General features: G+C 60.7%; 3 protein-coding genes. All 3 read left to right on the top strand.

Translation table 11 applies throughout. The features are described from left to right. A partial coding sequence (locus WX88_RS31145) for a hypothetical protein (RefSeq protein ID WP_046247459.1) occupies positions 1-212 on the top strand: 212 nt, incomplete at its 5' end. 57 nt (positions 213-269) lie between these two features. Continuing rightward, entirely contained in the window at positions 270-887 is a 618-nt protein-coding gene (locus WX88_RS26530; protein WP_046247458.1) for a recombinase family protein, read from the top strand. Between the two features lie 18 nt (positions 888-905). Beyond that, a complete protein-coding gene (locus WX88_RS26525; protein ID WP_046247457.1) occupies positions 906-2,297 on the top strand; it encodes an ISKra4 family transposase in 1,392 nt (463 codons plus the stop codon). The last annotated feature ends 31 nt before the right edge of the window (positions 2,298-2,328 follow it).

Genomic DNA, 2,328 nt, shown 5'->3' with positions numbered 1-2,328 from the left:
GCTGGGCCTACGAAGCCGTTGACCGGCTGCTGGCCGGCGAGGATATCCGGGAAGACGACGTGCCGACTTGGTTCTGGACCTACCGACCGGAGTACTTCAACAAGGGCCTAGTCAATGAACGCCTGGCCAAACTGTATCAACTTAAGGGTAATCCCGATTTTCTGCTCTCGCAGGGCGGCTACGACTACTTTTTCGCGGATGAATGCGCGTGAAATCTGTATTAAGAAAACCAAGTGGTTTACTTGACACAGCGCGAATAGCTTTGCCCCATGCAACAGGGGGTTATTTTCGTGCGCGTCTCCAAAAAGGAGCAAGACTACCAGCGGCAGGTGGAAGACCTGCGGGCCGTGGCCCAAAGCCTGGCGGTGCAGGTCGTGGCCGAGATTGCGGAGAAGATTAGCGGGGCCCGCCGGAATCAGGAGCGGGAAGGGATTCAGCAGTTATTGGCGCTGAGCCGCCGGGGCGCCATTCAGAAAGTATTGGTGAGCGAAGTCTCCCGCCTGGGCCGCTCCACGGTCGAAGTCCTGCAGATTGTCGAAGAACTGACGCAGCTAGGCGTCAGCATCTACGTCCAAAACTTTGGGATCGCAACGCTCAAAAATGGCAAACGCAATCCGTTGGCGCAGTTTATGTTCACGCTGCTGGCCGAATTTGCCCGTCTGGAACGCGAGACCTTACGCGAGCGCATCCTCTCGGGCATGGACGAGGCGCGGCGGCAAGGCATCCGGATTGGCCGCCCGGCGGGCACGACGGAAGAAAAAATCGTCTTTCTGAAAAAGTACGCGGCCGTCGCCCGGCAACTGCGCGCGGGCCTGAGTGTGCGTAAAACAGCCAAGCTGTGCGACGTGGCCATCAATACCGTACGGAAAGTAAAAACCTTGCTCTAATCCTTACCCCTTTGTGCCATGAACTTCAAATTGCAACTGGTGGCGTGCCCCTCGGAAGGCGACGAGCCCCTGATTGAGGACGTGTTCTCCTGGAGCCGGGCGGACCTGAGCCTGGCCAATGTGGGCCTGACGCTGGCCGAGTCCAAGGCGTTGCTCCAGACCCTGCAGCAAAAGATGATTGGGCAGCAGGTAGCGGCGCATCTGCAGGCGCAGCAGCCCAGCGGGTTGCGCAAGAAAGGCAACTACCCGCTCCAGTTGAAAAGCTTATTTGGAACCGTCACGGTTAACAGCCCGCGCTACTACTTGCCACCCACCAAGGCGGGGCCCAAAACCTTCAGCCCCCTCCAGCACCTCTTTCCGCAGCACATGACGCCGGAGCGGTTGTATTTGGAAACCAAATGGGCCAGCCTGATTCCCTACCAGAAAACGGCCGATTTGCTCCACGACGTGCTGCCCCTGAGTGAGAAACTGTCGGGCACGACCATCCGACAGCACCTGCACGCCGTGGTCGAAGCCCAGGAGCAGCAACTGCCGCTGGAAGAGGCCTCTTTCCACGTCGTTTGCCAGCGCGACCGCGAGGCCTTGCCGTGTCCGCTCCGCCCGCTGGTGGTCGGCCTCGACGGCGGCTACGTCCGGCACTGGCATAAAAAAGGCTGTTTTGAGGTGATTGCGGGCAAAAGCATTCCCGCCGAAGGGGGCGCCAAATGCTTCGGCTTCGTGCAGGAGGTCGATGCCAAGCCCCGCCGGCGCGTGTTCGAGGTCCTGCGCTCGCAGGGGCTGCAGGCGAATCAGGCCGTGGAATTCTTTACCGATGGCGCCGCGGTGCTGCGGTCGCTGACCAGCTACCTGAGTGCGGAGTCCACGCACATCCTGGACTGGTTTCACCTAACCATGCGCCTGACGGTGCTCCAGCAATACGCGCTGGGATTCGTGCAGGTCGACGCGGCCGGGGGAAAAGCGCTGCAAGACGGCTTGACCAGCATTAAGTGGCACCTCTGGCACGGCAACGCCGAGCGGGCCCTGGAGAAAATACTGGACCTGAACGACGCCCTGGCCACGCACCAAGAGGATCCGCTCGTGGCCCGGAAATACAGCAAGTGCAAGCCGTTGGCCCGGCTACTGGCTGATTTTCACACCTACGTGGAGCAGAACAGCGGCTTTATCGTGGACTACGCCGAGCGGTACCGCTACGGCGAACGTGTCTCCACCGGCTTTGTTGAGTCGGCGGTCAACCAGGTCCTGGCCAAGCGCCTGGTGAAGCGGCAGCAGATGCAGTGGACCAAGAAAGGCGCGCACCTGCTCGTGCAGGCCCGCACCAAGGTGCTCAACGAGGACTGGGAAGCGTGTTTTCGGCAACAGTACCCCGGCTTCCGGCCTCTGCCGGCGGAGCCCCTATCGATGGCCGCTTAACCCCACTGCCCCACACTTTTTGATGCTCTCC

Source organism: Hymenobacter terrenus (assembly GCF_000972495.1).
Classification (GTDB): Bacteria; Bacteroidota; Bacteroidia; order Cytophagales; family Hymenobacteraceae; genus Hymenobacter; species Hymenobacter terrenus.
This window is presented reverse-complemented; position numbering and strand designations above follow the sequence as displayed.

Bases quoted from the DNA above. Each gene is read 5' to 3' on its own strand.
- WX88_RS26530 (WP_046247458.1), top strand. From the start codon at position 270: ATGCAACAGGGGGTTATTTTCGTGCGCGTCTCCAAAAAGGAGCAAGAC.
- WX88_RS26525 (WP_046247457.1), top strand. From the start codon at position 906: ATGAACTTCAAATTGCAACTGGTGGCGTGCCCCTCGGAAGGCGACGAG.